Source organism: Sphingomonas sp. PR090111-T3T-6A (assembly GCF_000383095.1).
Taxonomy (GTDB): domain Bacteria; phylum Pseudomonadota; class Alphaproteobacteria; order Sphingomonadales; family Sphingomonadaceae; genus Solisphingomonas.
The window spans coordinates 243,700-257,872 of sequence record NZ_AORL01000022.1 but is presented as its reverse complement, the minus strand read 5'-3'; the positions used below and the strand labels follow the sequence as shown (position 1 = coordinate 257,872).

Annotated in this window: 17 protein-coding genes; 3 read left to right on the top strand and 14 right to left on the bottom strand. The window is 68.3% G+C overall.

The features are described from left to right. Genes ST3T6A_RS0117085 through ST3T6A_RS0117050 form a run of 8 tightly spaced genes read right to left on the bottom strand, consistent with a single transcriptional unit; the run spans window position 1 to window position 6,006 of the window. A complete protein-coding gene (locus ST3T6A_RS0117085; protein WP_019834174.1) occupies window positions 1-360 on the bottom strand; it encodes a HesB/IscA family protein in 360 nt (119 codons plus the stop codon). Beyond that, the gene (locus tag ST3T6A_RS0117080; RefSeq protein WP_037539021.1) at window positions 360-821 is read right to left on the bottom strand and encodes an SUF system Fe-S cluster assembly protein; all 462 of its coding nucleotides are present in this window, start codon (window positions 819-821) and stop codon (window positions 360-362) included. Before ST3T6A_RS0117080 ends, ST3T6A_RS0117085 begins: the two co-directional genes overlap by 1 nt. A gap of 28 nt (window positions 822-849) precedes the next feature. Further along, window positions 850-2,067, bottom strand: coding sequence for a cysteine desulfurase (locus ST3T6A_RS0117075; RefSeq protein ID WP_019834172.1), 1,218 nt, complete (start codon window positions 2,065-2,067; stop codon window positions 850-852). Next, window positions 2,064-3,152: a SufD family Fe-S cluster assembly protein gene (locus ST3T6A_RS0117070; RefSeq protein ID WP_019834171.1), complete on the bottom strand. Its 1,089-nt coding sequence runs from the start codon at window positions 3,150-3,152 to the stop codon at window positions 2,064-2,066. Before ST3T6A_RS0117070 ends, ST3T6A_RS0117075 begins: the two co-directional genes overlap by 4 nt. After that, complete coding sequence (gene sufC, locus ST3T6A_RS0117065) at window positions 3,149-3,904, bottom strand: Fe-S cluster assembly ATPase SufC (protein WP_019834170.1); 756 nt, start codon at window positions 3,902-3,904, stop codon at window positions 3,149-3,151. Before sufC ends, ST3T6A_RS0117070 begins: the two co-directional genes overlap by 4 nt. After that, window positions 3,891-4,097: a hypothetical protein gene (locus ST3T6A_RS0117060; protein ID WP_019834169.1), complete on the bottom strand. Its 207-nt coding sequence runs from the start codon at window positions 4,095-4,097 to the stop codon at window positions 3,891-3,893. The genes sufC and ST3T6A_RS0117060 overlap by 14 nt, the downstream gene beginning before the upstream one ends. Next, a complete protein-coding gene (gene sufB, locus ST3T6A_RS0117055; protein WP_019834168.1) occupies window positions 4,094-5,587 on the bottom strand; it encodes a Fe-S cluster assembly protein SufB in 1,494 nt (497 codons plus the stop codon). Before sufB ends, ST3T6A_RS0117060 begins: the two co-directional genes overlap by 4 nt. Next, window positions 5,584-6,006, bottom strand: coding sequence for an SUF system Fe-S cluster assembly regulator (locus tag ST3T6A_RS0117050; RefSeq protein WP_019834167.1), 423 nt, complete (start codon window positions 6,004-6,006; stop codon window positions 5,584-5,586). Before ST3T6A_RS0117050 ends, sufB begins: the two co-directional genes overlap by 4 nt. A 134-nt stretch (window positions 6,007-6,140) precedes the next feature. On the opposite strand from ST3T6A_RS0117050, the gene ST3T6A_RS0117045 reads away from it, so the two are divergent. The 3 genes from ST3T6A_RS0117045 to ST3T6A_RS0117035 are packed head-to-tail and all read left to right on the top strand — an operon-like array spanning window position 6,141 to window position 10,751. Beyond that, window positions 6,141-7,169, top strand: coding sequence for a quinone-dependent dihydroorotate dehydrogenase (locus ST3T6A_RS0117045; protein WP_019834166.1), 1,029 nt, complete (start codon window positions 6,141-6,143; stop codon window positions 7,167-7,169). 40 nt (window positions 7,170-7,209) lie between these two features. After that, window positions 7,210-8,904: a gamma-glutamyltransferase gene (gene ggt, locus ST3T6A_RS0117040; protein WP_019834165.1), complete on the top strand. Its 1,695-nt coding sequence runs from the start codon at window positions 7,210-7,212 to the stop codon at window positions 8,902-8,904. 59 nt (window positions 8,905-8,963) lie between these two features. After that, window positions 8,964-10,751: an AMP-dependent synthetase/ligase gene (locus ST3T6A_RS0117035; RefSeq protein WP_019834164.1), complete on the top strand. Its 1,788-nt coding sequence runs from the start codon at window positions 8,964-8,966 to the stop codon at window positions 10,749-10,751. Here the strand turns inward: ST3T6A_RS0117035 and ST3T6A_RS0117030 are convergent. Genes ST3T6A_RS0117030 through ST3T6A_RS0117005 form a run of 6 tightly spaced genes read right to left on the bottom strand, consistent with a single transcriptional unit; the run spans window position 10,745 to window position 14,141 of the window. After that, window positions 10,745-11,131, bottom strand: coding sequence for a hypothetical protein (locus ST3T6A_RS0117030; RefSeq protein ID WP_019834163.1), 387 nt, complete (start codon window positions 11,129-11,131; stop codon window positions 10,745-10,747). The genes ST3T6A_RS0117035 and ST3T6A_RS0117030 overlap by 7 nt on opposite strands. Before the next feature lie 42 nt (window positions 11,132-11,173). Continuing rightward, on the bottom strand, window positions 11,174-11,902 hold the full coding sequence (gene gloB / locus ST3T6A_RS0117025; RefSeq protein WP_019834162.1) for a hydroxyacylglutathione hydrolase: 729 nt from the start codon (window positions 11,900-11,902) through the stop codon (window positions 11,174-11,176). Between the two features lie 5 nt (window positions 11,903-11,907). Next, window positions 11,908-12,324 (bottom strand): VOC family protein, encoded by a 417-nt coding sequence (locus ST3T6A_RS0117020; protein ID WP_019834161.1) that lies wholly within the window; start codon window positions 12,322-12,324, stop codon window positions 11,908-11,910. 37 nt (window positions 12,325-12,361) lie between these two features. Then, window positions 12,362-13,150: a tetratricopeptide repeat protein gene (locus ST3T6A_RS20495; RefSeq protein WP_019834160.1), complete on the bottom strand. Its 789-nt coding sequence runs from the start codon at window positions 13,148-13,150 to the stop codon at window positions 12,362-12,364. Further along, window positions 13,147-13,899 carry an alpha/beta fold hydrolase gene (locus ST3T6A_RS0117010; RefSeq protein ID WP_037538960.1) on the bottom strand — a complete coding sequence of 251 codons (753 nt, stop codon included), beginning with the start codon at window positions 13,897-13,899 and terminating at the stop codon, window positions 13,147-13,149. The genes ST3T6A_RS20495 and ST3T6A_RS0117010 overlap by 4 nt, the downstream gene beginning before the upstream one ends. Continuing rightward, a complete protein-coding gene (locus ST3T6A_RS0117005) occupies window positions 13,887-14,141 on the bottom strand; it encodes a DUF6356 family protein (protein ID WP_019834158.1) in 255 nt (84 codons plus the stop codon). The genes ST3T6A_RS0117010 and ST3T6A_RS0117005 overlap by 13 nt, the downstream gene beginning before the upstream one ends. Window positions 14,142-14,173: the final 32 nt, after the last annotated feature.

Genomic DNA, 14,173 nt, shown 5'->3' with positions numbered 1-14,173 from the left:
TCACACCATGAAGCTTTCGCCGCAGCCACAGCTGCCCTTGGCGTTCGGATTCTCGAAGACGAAGCCGGCGGTGAAGTCGTCCTCCACCCAGCTCATCGTCGAGCCGATCAGATAGAGCACCGATCCGCCATCGACGAAGAAGGTGCCGCCGGGCGTCTCGATGCGCTCGTCCATCGGGTCGGCGTCGGTGACATAATCAACCGAATAAGCGAGGCCCGAGCAGCCCCGACGGGGCGTCGAGAGCTTGACGCCGATCGCGCCTTCCGGAGCCTTCGCCATCAGCTCGGCGATGCGCTCTTCCGCCGACGGAGTCAGGATGATCGCGGCGGGGCGAGGGCGACGGGTGGTGGTCGTCGTCATCACAGCATCCCCAGTTCGAGCTTGGCCTCGTCGGACATCTTCTGTGGGTCCCACGGCGGATCCCAGACGAGGTTGACCTCGGCCGATCCGATCCCCGGAACCGCGCCGACGCGCATCTCCACCTCCCCCGGCATCGATTCCGCGACCGGGCAATGCGGCGTGGTGAGCGTCATCGTGACGACCGCGTGCGCGTCTGCGATCTCGACGCCGTAGACGAGGCCGAGATCGTAGATGTTCACCGGAATCTCGGGATCGTAGATTTCCTTGAGCGCGTCGATCACGGCTTCATAGAGCGCGCCGCCGGGCTCGCCCGCGCCGGGTTCGGCCGGCTTCTGGGAGAGGAAGCCTTCCAGATAGTCCTTCTTGCGCTCGAACTCCTCGCGCATGTCGCTCCGCACGTCGGCGTCGGTGAGACGCGGGCGTTCGGGCTTTTCGGGCGCAGCAGACGCTTCCTCGACCATGATACCCTTGTCGCTCACCCGGCGAATCCTATCCAAAAATGCGCGTAACACGCTCGATACCCTCGACCAGCGCGGCCACGTCGGCCGGACCATTATAGACCCCGAAGCTGGCGCGAGCCGTCGCCTCGACGCCGAGATGCGCCATCAGCGGCTGGGTGCAATGATGCCCGGCGCGGATGGCGACCCGGCTCTCGTCCAATATGGTGCCGATGTCGTGGGGATGAACCCCTTCGATCGCGAAGCTGACGATGCCGGCCGAATCCTCCGGCCCGAACAGCGTCACCGAGTTGATCGAGGCCAGCGCCGCGCGGGTTTCCGCCACGAGCGCTGCCTCATGCGCATGGATCGCGGGGAGACCGATACCCTCCACATAGTCGATCGCGGCATGGAGGCCGATCACGCCGACGATGTGCGGCGTCCCCGCCTCGAAGCGCGACGGCGCGGGAAGGAAGGTGGTCTTCTCGAACGTCACCTTGTCGATCATCGATCCGCCGCCCTGATAGGGAGGCATGGACTCGAGAATCTCGGCACGCGCCCAGAGCACGCCGATGCCGGTCGGCCCATAGAGCTTGTGGCCCGAGAAGGCGTAGAAATCGACGCCGAGCGCCGCGACATCCACCGGCAGGCGGGGGACCGCCTGGCAGCCGTCGATGAGAATCTTGGCTCCGACCGCGTGTGCCAGATCCGCCGCACGCTTCACGTCGAGGATCGAGCCGAGCACGTTCGAGACATGGCCGAAGGCGACCAGCTTGTGTTGCGGCGTCAGCATCCGCTCGGCGGCGTCGAGGTCGATGCGGCCGTCTTCGGTGAGCGAGCAGACGTCGATGGCGATGCCGGTCCGTTCACGGATCAGCTGCCACGGCACGATGTTGCTGTGATGCTCGAGCTGCGAAAGCAGGATGCGGTCGCCGGGCTTGAGGTGCGTCGTGCCCCAGCTTTGGGCCACGAGGTTGATCGCCTCGGTCGCGCCGCGCACGAACACGATCTCGCTGTCGGAAGCCGCGCCGATGAAGCCCGCCACGCGCCGCCGCGCCGCCTCATAGGCGAGCGTCATGTCGGCCGAGCGCTGATACACGCCGCGATGCACCGTCGCGTAGGTCTCGCGATAGGCGCGATCGATCGCGTCCACCACCGGCGTCGGCTTCTGCGCGGTCGCGGCGGTGTCGAGATAGGCCCAGCCCGACGGGATCGCCGGGAAGTCGCTCACCCGGTCGAGCGGGCGGTCGGAGGCGAGGACGGTGCTCATGCGATCATCCCCAGCCAGGCGTTGGCGGTCGCCTCGAACGCCTCGCGCACCGCATCCTCGCCGATCCGGGCGAGCGCGTCGGCGACGAAGGCGTGGGTGAGGATCGCGCGCGCCTCATGGGGCGTGATGCCGCGCGAGGCGAGATAGAAAAGGCTGTTGCGATCGAGCTCGCCGACGGTGGCGCCATGGCCGCACTTCACGTCGTCGGCGAAAATCTCGAGCTCGGGCTTGAGATTCACCGCCGCCGTGCGTGCCATCAGCAGGCCGCGCAGCGACTGCTCGCCGTCGGTCTTCTGGGCGTCTCGCGCGACTTCGACGCGGGCCGAGGCGGAGGCGACCGCCTGCTCGTCGGCGACCGCGCGCCAGAGCTGGCGGCTCTGGCCGTGGGCGGCGGCGTGGCGGACGACGAAGGCGGCGTCATGGCGCTGCTTCTGGCGGCCGAGCAGCGCGCCGCCGGCCTCCGCGAACGCCTCGATGCCGGTCAGCGTCAGATGGCCGTCGAGGCGGCTGTCGGCCTGGCCCGCGACCAGCGAGGCGATGGTGAGGCTCGCGGCCTGACCGATCTCGGCGGTGTCGGCGTGGCTCTGGAAGCCCGTCTCGTGGAGGAAGCGGCGCGCCACCATCAGCCGCGCCGAGCGCGCGAGGCGGAGCGAGGCGGCACGGTTGACCCAGCCCTCGCCGACGAAGCTCTCGACGATGCTCGCCTGCGCATCCTCGTCGAGGCGGACTTCGGCGGCGAGATGGTTCGCGCCGCCGGTGGCGACATGGACGATCTGGACCGGACCCTGCGTCGCGCAATCGCGGCCGAGCGTCAGCGTCCAGCCGTTCGCGCCGGCGAGCTTGCCGAGCGCATGGCGGTCCGCACGGGCATCGGCGCTGCCGACCTGCACCGGGCCGGGGTTCGAGCGGCTGGCGTCATAGGCGCCGTCGACGAACAGCAGGCGCGGGCCAGGCGTGTCGATCCAGAGATCGTCAACCGAGCGCGCCGCGCCCGTGGGCGTCGTATCGGCGATGGCGGGCAGGCCGGACAGGTCCGACCAGCGCCACGCCTCGTCGCGCGCCGAGGGGAGGGCGAGCAGGCTCATGCCGCCAGCTCGTCCGTGATCTGGCCGTAGCCTTCGCGCTCCAGTTCCAGCGCCAGCTCCGGTCCGCCCGAGCGGACGATGCGGCCGGCGGCGAGCACGTGCACGAAGTCCGGCTTCACATAGTCGAGAAGCCGCTGATAATGGGTGATGAGCAGCACGGCGCGGTCCGGCCGGCGCATGATCGTGTTGATGCCGTGGCCGACATGGCGGAGCGCATCGATGTCGAGGCCGGAGTCGGTCTCGTCGAGGATGGCGAGCTTCGGGCCGATGATGCCCATCTGGACCATCTCGTTGCGCTTCTTCTCGCCCCCCGAGAAGCCGACATTGACCGGGCGCTTCAGCATCTCCGGGTCAAGGCCGAGCGCGTCGGCCTCCTTGCGGGCGAGCTTGATGAACTCGCCACCGCTGAGCTCCGCTTCGCCACGCGCCTTGCGCTGGGCGTTGAGCGCCGTGCGCAGGAACTGGAGGTTGGAGACGCCGGGAATCTCGACCGGATATTGGAAGCCGAGGAACAGGCCGGCGGCGGCGCGCTCGTGCGGCTCCATAGTGAGCAGGTCGGTGCCCTCGAAGGTGGCGGAACCCTCCGTCACCTCATAGCCGGGCCGCCCGCCGAGGACATAAGCCGTGGTCGACTTGCCGGCTCCGTTCGGGCCCATGATCGCGTGGATCTCGCCCGGATTGATCGAGAGCGTGATGCCCTTGAGGATGGCCTTGCCGTCAACTTCGGCGTGGAGGTTTTCAATGTTGAGCATTGTTCGTCCGAATTTCCGGGATGAGATAAGCCGACATCATGCCAGCGAGGGTTAGGCCGATCAGCGCCTTCACAAAGGGCGCCGTGTCAAAGCCGTGATCGAAAATGGCATTGAAGGCGATTAAGAGGTTGCCGAGGCCAAATATGACCCAAACAGTCAGCCAGAGTTTTGGATGACGCTTGAAGAAACTCATCCCACGCTCCCCTCAAGACTGATCCCCAGCAGCTTCTGCGCTTCCACCGCGAACTCCATGGGGAGCTGCTGAAGCACCTCGCGGGCGAAGCCGTTGACGATCAGCGCCACCGCCTCTTCGGCGTCGAGGCCGCGCTGCATCGCGTAGAAAAGCTGGTCGTCGGAAATCTTCGAGGTCGTCGCCTCATGCTCGATCTGGGCCGAAGGGTTGCGGACCTCGATATAGGGCACGGTGTGCGCCCCGCATTTGTCGCCGAGCAGGAGCGAGTCGCACTGGGTGAAGTTGCGCACGCCCTCGGCCGTCGGGCCGACGCGGACGAGGCCGCGATAGGTGTTGTTCGACTTGCCCGCCGAGATGCCCTTCGACACGATCGTCGAGCGCGACCCCTTGCCGAGGTGGATCATCTTGGTGCCGGTGTCGGCCTGCTGGTGATTGGTGGTGACGGCGACCGAGTAGAACTCGCCGACGCTGTTCTCACCCGCCAGCACGCAGCTCGGATATTTCCAGGTGATCGCGGAGCCGGTCTCGACCTGCGTCCAGCTGACCTTCGAGTTCTTGCCCTGGCAGAGCGCGCGCTTGGTGACGAAGTTGTAGATGCCGCCCTTGCCCTTGGCGTCGCCGGGATACCAGTTCTGGACGGTCGAATATTTGATCTCGGCATCGTCGAGCGCGACCAGTTCGACCACGGCGGCGTGGAGCTGATTCTCGTCGCGCTGCGGCGCGGTGCAGCCTTCGAGATAGGAGACGTACGACCCCTTGTCGGCGACAATCAGCGTGCGCTCGAACTGGCCGGTATTCTCCGCGTTGATGCGGAAATAGGTCGACAGCTCCATCGGACAGCGGACGCCCTCGGGAATGTAGACGAAGGTGCCGTCCGAGAAGACCGCGCAGTTGAGCGTGGCGAAGTAATTGTCATGCTGCGGCACGACCTTGCCGAGCCACTTGCGGACGAGATCGGGATATTCCTTGATCGCCTCCGAGATCGACCGGAAGATGACGCCCGCCTTCTCCAGCTCGGCGCGGAAGGTGGTGGCGACCGACACGGAGTCGAACACCGCGTCCACCGCGACCTTGCGCTTGGGCGGCGCGTCCGGGTCTTCCTCCTCGACGACGCCGGCGAGCAGCTTCTGCTCGGCGATCGGGATGCCGAGCTTCTCGTAGGTGCGCAGAATCTCGGGATCGACCTCGTCCAAGGACGAGAGCGTCGGCTTCTTCTTGGGCGCCGCGTAATAATAGGCGTCCTGATAATCGATCGGCGGCACGTTGAGCTTCGCCCAGTCCGGCGGGGTCATCGTCAGCCAGCGGCGATAGGCCTTCAGGCGCCAGTCGAGCATCCACTCGGGCTCGCCCTTCTTGGCCGAGATGAAGCGCACGGTGTCCTCGTTGAGGCCCTTGGGCGCGAATTCCTGCTCGATGTCGGACGTGAAGCCCCACTCGTAGGTGGAGAGCTTCTCCGCCGCCGCCAGGGCCTCTTCGTTGCGAACGCTCACGCCATCACCTCTTGTTCGACGCCGGCCAGCTGGTCGAGCCGCACGTCCTCGAATGCCTTGCGCACTGCGCTGTTCACCACGGCCCAATGCGGCTTCACCTTGCACGCCTGCTCCAGAGCGCAGTCGTGCTTCGCTTCATCCACGCAACTCGTCAGCGCGATCGGGCCTTCCACGGCCTCGATAATCTCGATGAGACTGATCGCGTGCGCCCCCCGCGCCAGCGCGAAGCCGCCCGAGGCGCCCCGCTGCGAGGCGAGGAGGCCGGCACCCGCGAGCTTGCCCATCAGCTTTTGCGCTGTGGGCAGCGGCACGCCCGTCTCGGCCGACAGGATCGTCGCGGAGAAGCGCCCCGCCATGCCGTGGCGCGCGGCGGCCGCCATCATCACGACAGCATAGTCGGCAAGGCTGGACAGGCGCATGGTCAGTTGCGATCCGTTCTCAATTCAGACTGATTCGATCCGAATTGCCATGTGGTCGCGGAAGGGAGCGGGGTCAAGGCCGCGGCTGCTCGATTCTTTGACAGGCGGGGCGCGGTCCCATAGCGCCGTCGGCCATGTCGCTCTACCCCCTTCTTCGCCCCTTCATCTTCCGGCTCGATGGCGAGCGCGCGCATCTGCTGTCGCTCGACGTGCTGGAGAAGGCGCCTCGCAAGACGCCGCCGAGCTACGCGCCGGCGCTCGGGACTCGCGTGGCCGGGCTCGACTTTCCGACCCCGGTGGGGCTGGCCGCCGGATACGACAAGGATGCGCGCGTGCCCGACGCGCTGCTCGGGCTCGGCTTCGGCTTCGTCGAGGTGGGGACGCTGACGCCCAGGCCGCAGGCGGGCAATCCCAAGCCGCGCCTGTTCCGATTGGTCGAGGATCGGGCGGTCATCAACCGCATGGGCTTCAACAATGGGGGGCAGGAGGACGCCTTCGCGCGCCTCGCCAAGCGCGAGCGGCGCGGGATCGTCGGCGTCAACGTCGGCGCCAACAAGGATTCGGCCGATCGCACCGCCGATTATGCGCGCGGCGTGCGCGCGATGGCGCCGGTGGCGGACTATCTGACGATCAACATCTCGTCGCCCAACACGCCGGGCCTGCGCGCGTTGCAGGAGGCGGCCGCGCTCGATGCGTTGCTGGCCGCCGCCTATGAGGCGCGGGGCGAGCAGGGGCCGCCGATCTTCCTCAAGGTCGCGCCCGATCTCGATCCCGCCGACATCGATGCGATCGCCAAGGTGGTGGTGGACCGCAAGATCGATGCGCTGATCGTCGCCAACACCACCGTGTCGCGCCCGCCGCTTTCCTCGCGCCATGCCGGCGAGAGCGGGGGGCTGTCGGGCGAGCCGCTCCGGCCGCTGGCGCTCCAGCGGCTGAAGGACTTCCGCAAGGCGACGGGCGGGCAGGTGCCTCTGATCGCCGCGGGCGGTATCGCCTCGGCCGAGGATGCCTATGCCCGCATCCGCGCCGGCGCGAGCCTTGTGCAGCTCTATTCGGCGCTGGTCTATGAGGGGCCGGGGCTGGCGGCGCGGATCGCCAGGGGGCTGGTGCCGCTGCTCCGGCGCGACGGCTTTGCGAGCGTGGCGGAAGCGGTGGGCGCCTGAAGGGGTTGCCCCGTTGCGTGTCGCCACTAGGTTCGCCGGCATGATCCGAACCGCGCTCGCTGCCGCCCTGCTCCTCACCACCCCCGCTCTGGCCGATGCGCCGCCGGTCTCGCCGCCGGGCAAAGGCATGGTGTCGGCCGCCGATCCGCGCGCGGCGGAGGCAGGGCAGGCGATCCTGCGCGAAGGCGGCTCGGCGGCCGATGCCGAGGTGGCGATGATCTTCGCGCTGACCGTGGTCGAGCCGCAAAGCTCGGGCATCGGCGGCGGCGGTTATTTCGTCCACTATGACGCCAAGGCCAACAAGGTCGAGACGATCGACGGCCGCGAGGTGGCGCCGTCAGCCGCCCGGCCCGATCGCTTCCTCGGCCCGGACGGCAAGCCCATGCCCTTCTCGCAGGCCTTTCCGGGCGGCAAGTCGGTCGGCGTGTCGGGCAATGTCCGCCTCGCCGCTCTGGCCCATCAGAAATGGGGCAAGCTCCCCTGGGCGAAGCTGCTCGAACCGGCGATCCGGCTGGCCGAGGACGGCTATCAGGTGACGCCGCTGATGGAGAGTCGCCTTCAGGCGATGGTGCCGCTGTGGAAGGATTTTCCGGCGATCGCCGCGCTCTACACCGACAATGGCGTGCCCAAGCCGGTGGGCGCCACGATCCGCAATCCCGAGCTGGCCGCTCTCCTCAAGCGCATCGCCACGGAAGGGCCGAACGCCTTCTACAAGGGCGCCAACGCCGAGGCGATCGCGGCCGCCGTCAGCAATGCGCCGCGCAATCCGGTGCCCTTCACCACCGCCGATCTCGCCGCCTATGAGGCGCGCGCGCAGGCGCCGGTCTGCGGCACGTATCGCGGCTACAGGATCTGCGGGATGGCGCCGTCCTCCAGCGGGGGGATCACCATCCTCCAGATCCTCGGGATGCTGGAGCATTTCGACATGGCCAAGCTCGGCCCCAATTCGCCGGTGGCATGGCATCTGATCGGCGAGGCGATGCAGCTCGCTTATGCCGACCGCGCGCAATATCTGGGCGACACGGCGTTCGTGAAGGTTCCGGTGGCGGGGCTGATCGACAAGGCCTATCTCGCGCGCCGCGCGAAGCTGATCTCCGAGACGCGCTCGCTCGGCCAATACCAGCCCGGCACGCCGCCGGGCGCCGAGAAGCGCACCGCAGGCCTCGGCGTCGACGAGCATGGCACCACCGATTTCGTCGCCGCCGACGGCAATGGCGACATCGTGACGATGACCAGCACGGTCGAGGGCTATTTCGGCAGCCAGCTCGTCGTGAACGGCTTCGTGCTCAACAACCAGCTCACCGACTTCTCCTTCGCGCCGGAGAAGAACGGCGCGCCCGTCGCCAACCGGGTGGAGGCGGGCAAGCGGCCGCTCTCCTCGATGTCGCCGACGATCGTCACCGACCCATCGGGCAAGGTGGTGCTGGCGGTCGGCTCGGCGGGGGGGCAGCGCATCATCATGCATGTGCTGAAGACGCTGGTCGGCGTTATCGACTGGAAGATGAGCGCGCAGGATGCCATCGGCCTGCCCAACATCTTCTTCGGCGGCGGCGCGCTGCTGGTTGAGAAGAGCCCGCTGATGGACGGCCTCGCGCCCGAGATCTCGAAGCTCGGCCAGCAGGCCAACGAGGTGCCGATTCCCTCCAAGCTCAATGCGATCGAGCGCACTCCGCAAGGCGGCTGGCGCGGCGCTGCGGATGTCACCCGCAGCGAAGGGGTTGCGCTTCCGCAATAAGCGGCCAAAACCGTAACGTCATGCTAGCCTGCGACATAGAAGCGCGGGCAGGAGAGGTCATGCGTCTGCTCGAACATTTTCCGAATCTCGTCACCATGTTCTTCGCGCGTGCTGCCGGGAAGGGTGACGCGCCTTTCCTCTGGCACAAGGAGGAGGGCGACTGGCGCCCGACGACTTGGCGCGAGGCGGCGCGACAGGTGGCGGCGCTCGCCGCCTCCCTGAAGGCGCAGGGGCTGGAGCCGGGCGACCGCGTGCTGCTGGTGTCCGAGAATCGCCCCGAGTGGTGCATCGCCGATCTCGCCATCATGGCGGGGGGCTGCATCACGGTGCCGGCCTACATCACCAACACCACCCGCGATCACGCCCATGTGCTGGAGAATAGCGGCGCCAAGGCGGTGATCGTCTCCACCGCCAAGCTCGCCACGACGCTGATTCCGGCGGTGTTGCGTTCGGGGCAGTGCACGCTCGTCGTCGGCATCGATGCGATGCGGATCGGGCAGGCCGGCCCCTTCCGCTTCGAGACGTTCGAGGCGCTGGCCTCGGGTGAGGCCGATATCGCCGCCTGTGCCGAGGACGCAAAGCGCTTCGGCCGCGACGATCTCGCCTGCATCATCTACACCTCCGGCACCGGCGGCGCGCCGCGCGGGGTGATGCAGCATCATGGCGCGATCCTCCACAATGTCGCAGGCGCGGCGCGCGTCATCTCGGAGGATTTCGGCTGGGGCGACGAGATATTCCTCTCCTTCCTGCCGCTCAGCCACGCCTATGAGCATACCGGCGGGCAGCATTTCCCGATCGGGCTCGGCGCGCAGATCTATTATGCCGAGGGGCTGGAGAAGCTCGCCGCCAACATCGAGGAGGTGCGCCCGACCATCATGGTGGTGGTGCCGCGCCTGTTCGAGGTGCTGCGCACGCGCATCGCCAAGGCGATCGAGAAGCAGGGGGCCGTGCCGTCCTGGCTGCTCGCGCGGGCCGAGGCGATGGGCGACCGGCCGAGGCTCTGGCAGCGGCCGATGGACCTGCTGCTCTCCGCCACCATCCGCCGCAAGGTGCGCAGCCGTTTCGGCGGGCGGATGAAGGCGCTGGTCTCGGGCGGGGCGCCGCTCAACCCGGACGTGGGCCGCTTCTTCGCCTCGCTCGGCCTCACCATGCTCCAGGGCTATGGCCAGACCGAGGCGGCGCCGGTCATCTCGTGCAACCGGCCCAAGGCGGGGATCAAGCTCGATACCGTCGGCCCGCCGCTCGACGGCGTCGAGGTCCGCATCGCCGAGGACGGCGAGATTCAGGTTCGCGGCGAACTGGTGATGAAGGGCTATTGGCACAACCCCGAGGAGACGGCCCGCGTGCTGAGCGCGGACGGCTGGCTCTCGACCGGCGACATCGGCCATCTCGACGACAAGGGCCGGCTCGTCATCACCGACCGCAAGAAGGACATCATCGTCAACGACAAGGGCGACAATGTCGCGCCCCAGCGCGTCGAGGGGATGCTGACGCTCCAGCCAGAGATCCTTCAGGCGATGGTGATGGGCGACCGGCGGCCCTATCTGGTCGGCCTCGTCGTGCCCGATCCCGAATGGCAGGCGGATTGGGCGAAGGCGCAGGGGGTGGCCAACGACATCGGCCTGCTCGCGCAGAATCCGGTGTTCCACCGCGCCGTGCAGGCGGCGGTGGACCGGGTGAACGCCGATCTCTCGACCACCGAGAAGGTGCGCCGCGTGCTGGTGGCGGAGGAGGCCTTCACCATCGAGAATGCGCAGCTCACGCCGTCGATGAAGATCCGCCGCCACGTCATCCGCAGCGTCTATGGCGCGCGGCTCGACGGGCTCTACAAGCAGGCCGCCTACTGAGCCTTCTTCACCCGCGGATAGGGGACGAACTCGCCCAGCCCGCAGCCGCCGAAGTCGAAATGGGCGGGCGCGTCGAAGATTCGTATGATGTCGCCGCTACAGATCGAGCCGGTCGGCGTGCGGGTGGAGATGGCGCGGTCGTGGCGCAGGGTGGAGCAGTGGGGGGGCGTGTTGAGATAATCCGGGCCGCCCTTCATCCGGTAGAGGATCGCGCCGGAATCGAAGATCTCGGTGCTGTCGACGCGGGTGAGCGGGATGCAGGAGGTGGGTTTGCCGGGGGTGCGCCCGGCGAGCGCCTGCTCCACCGTCTGCGGGGGAGAGGCCTGCGCGGTGCCGGAAGCCAGCACGGCCAGCAGCGTGGCGAGAGTCAGGATACGCATCGACTCCATCCTTTCTGCGCGAAGGAACGCCCGATTGCGTTCCTATCCCTTGAAGCTGTCCTTGGCGGAGCGGCGTTCGGCCAGTTCCCGCGCGTCGCGCGCGCGCAGGAAGGGATTGGTGGCCCGTTCGAGGGCGATGGTGGAGGGCAGCGTCGGCCGGCCCTCGGCACGCAGCCGCTCGGCGCGCGCCAGCGCCTCGCGCGCGGCCTCGTTGCCGGGCTCGGTTACCACGGCGAAACGCCCGTTGGCGACGGTATATTCATGGCCGCAGCAGACCCGCGTCTCGCCCGGCAATTTGGCAAGTTTGCCAAGAGCGGCGAACATATCCTCGGCCGTCCCCTCGAACAGCCGGCCGCAGCCCATGGCGAACAGCGTATCGCCGGTGAACACCACCGCCTCGCCGGGCAGGTGGATGGCGATATGCCCGGCGGTATGCGCGCCGACGGCGATCACCTGCCCCTCTTGCGCGCCGATGCGGACGGTGTCGCCCTCCTCGACCACCCGGTCGAGCGTCGGGATGCGGCCCTGTTCGGACGGGCCGGTGATGGTGGCGCCGGTGGCTTCCCGGATCGCGGCGTTGCCGCCGACATGATCGGGATGCCAGTGGGTGTTCCACACCTGCGTGATGCGCCAGCCCCGCGCGTCGGCCGCGGCGAGCACGGGCGCCGCCTCGCCGGGGTCGACCGCCACCGTCTCGCCGCTTCGGGCGTCGTGCATCAGCCACACATAATTGTCGCTGAGCGCGGGGACGGGGACGATCTCCAGCATCATGGCGCTTACCAGCTTCCCGTATTGGGCATCGAGGCCCAGGGCTCGGCCGGGGGCAGGCGATCGCCAGCCTGAAGCAGCTCGATCGAGATATTGTCGGGCGTGCGGATGAAGGCCATGTGGCCGTCGCGCGGCGGGCGGTTGATGGTGATGCCGGCGTCCATCAGCTTGCTGCACAGCGCATAGATATCGTCGACGCGATAGGCGAGGTGGCCGAAATTGCGGCCGCCGTCATAGCCCTTCTCGTCCCAATTGTGGGTCAGCTCCACCTCGGCCGCCTCGTCGCCGGGGGCGGCGAGGTAGATCAGCGTGAAGCGGCCCTGCTCGCTTTCCATGCGGCGGGTCTCCTTCAGGCCGAGCAGCTCGAAGAAGCGGATCGTCTCGGCCGGGTCCGAGACGCGGATCATGGTGTGCAGATACTTCATGCCACCAATCTAGGCTTCGGCGGGGGCCTTGTGAACCTCAGCGGCCGGGTTTCGGCGCAGGCTTGGGCGCGCCCTCGCCGGTGGCGTCGAGATTGGCGCGGGCGGATTTCGCGACGTCGCTCTGCGGATCGGCGGCGACCGCGCGGGACCATTGTACGCGGGCATCCTCCATATTGCCGTTGGTCGCGGCGATATTGCCCGCCTCATAGAGCACGTCCGCCTCGTTGGGTGCGCGCAGCATCGCTTCCTTGATGTCGGAGGTGGCGCGGCTGCCGTCGCCCATGCGCCGCGCGAGCGTGGCGGAAAGCAGCCAGGCCATCGGATCGGCAGGGACGAGCGCCAGCGCGTCGTTCATGTCGGTGCGCGCGGCGGGGAGGTCTCCGGCGGCGACATCGGCGCGGGCCCGGTCGAGATAGGCCTCGCCCTTCATCTGTTCGGCAAGCGCGGGGTCGGCGAGCGCGCTCGACAGCGCGGCGCGGGCGCGGGCGGTGTCGCCGGCCGCCAGCGCGGCGTTGCCGGCCGAGACCCAGTAGCTCGCGGCCGTGCGATCGTGCGTCTTGGTGGCGATGTCGGCGGCGGCGGTGAAGGCATCGGCAGCGCCCTTCCAGTCCTCGGTGGCGCTGCGCGCGATGCCGAGGCAGTGCGCCGCCAGCGCGCCGCCGCCCGAGGCCGCCCATGCCGTCGCGAGCTGCGCCGCGGCGGCGGGATCGGTGTCGCTCTGCTTGATGCACTCCTGATAGCGCGCCTGCGGGCTGCGCGTGTCGGCCGGGCCGGTGTGCGCCGGAGCCGGAGCGGCGGCCAGCAGCAGGGCGAGGGCGGGGATCACAGGCTCTCCATCAGCGATTCCACCGTGCGCTCCAGCAAAATGAGGTCATGCGGGCGCGACAGGCGATGATCGCCGTCCTTGACGAGGATGGTCTGCACATCGGCTGAACGGACGAGCGCCGCGATCCGCCCGGACACCCAGGGCGGCACGTCGGCGTCGGCCTCGCCATGGAGCAACCGCATCGGCCCGTCGAAGGCGATCGGCGCGTGAAGCAGGCGGAGTGCTTCGGCCGATTGCCAGAAGCCCTTGGTCGTCACCATCGGCGCGCCATAGGGGGAGGGCTGCTCCAGCCGCCCATCGCGCAGGATCGTCATCTTCTCGTCCTGCGAATAGCCCCAGTCCGAGAAATCGGGCGCGGCCGCGATGCCGACCAGCGCGCGCACCCGGTCCGGCCGGGCCAGCGCCACCAGCAGCATCAGCCAGCCGCCCATCGACGAGCCGACCACCACCAGATCGCCCTCGCACGCATCGACGATCGCCAGCGCATCGTCGCGCCAGCGGGCGAGCGTGCCCTCCTCGAAGGCACCCTCGCTCTCGCCGGTGCCCGAATAGTCGAAGCGGATCATGGCGTGGCCGGTTCGCTCGGCCCAGGCGTCGAGCGCCACCGCCTTGCCGCCCATCATGTCGGAGGCATAGCCGGGCAGGAACAGCAGCGCCGGCCCGTGCCCGCCGCGAAAGCGCACGGCGAGGCGGCGGCCGTCCCTCGTTGTGATGAAGCGCGGGGGCTCCGCGCCGGTCAGATCACCCATCCGCCGGTGCGCATCTCGATGGTGGCGTCGCGCTTGGCGCCGCGCGAGCGGACCAGCTTCTGGTGGAGATGGTTGATCGTCTCGCTGCCGCGCGTCTTGAACAGGGCGGGCACGAGCGCATGGACGAGGCAGGCGATGCCGCCGCCGATCATCGCGAAGCCGTAGCCCGAGGCATGGCGCATATGCTCGCCATAGGTCTCGCCCACATCGGCGGGATGATCGAGGAACAGCTTATCCAGCATCGCGCGATTCCTTAGTGACTGACGCGGGAAGC